The sequence below is a fragment of the Bacillus sp. SIMBA_031 genome (genome assembly GCF_046535225.1).
Classification (GTDB): domain Bacteria; phylum Bacillota; class Bacilli; order Bacillales; family Bacillaceae; genus Bacillus; species Bacillus velezensis.
This window is the reverse complement of record NZ_JAWRXC010000090.1, coordinates 1-331: the sequence shown is the minus strand read 5'-3', so window position 1 is coordinate 331 and position 331 is coordinate 1. Positions and strand designations below refer to the sequence as shown.

Here is a 331-nt window from a genome sequence, read left to right as displayed (position 1 = left end):
TTGTTTTGTCCTTGTCTCTTCGATCTCATCTTTTCTGAATGCGCTTGCATGGTACATTCCGTCCTTAATGATTTTCCGATTCTTTACCGGGCTCGGCGTCGCAGCCGCCATGCTTGTGACCAACAGCTATTTGGCGGAATTTTTTCCCTCCTCCGTACGGGGAAAGTACATCTCCCTTTGCGCCATGATCGGACTGATCGGCGTTCCCGTCGCAAACGTTGTTTCCGCTTTTGTCATCACTTTAGGCTCATGGGGGTGGCGGCTCGTATTCGTATGGCGGGCGGCCGGTCTCATTTATTTCTTTTTTATCCGCCGGCTTGAGGAATCGCCG

At 51.7% G+C, this 331-nt stretch carries 1 protein-coding gene; it reads left to right on the top strand.

Annotated elements, in window-relative coordinates; translation table 11 throughout:
- Positions 1 to 331: MFS transporter (locus SB724_RS19640; protein ID WP_410572457.1), on the top strand; the 331-nt coding region annotated here is incomplete at both ends.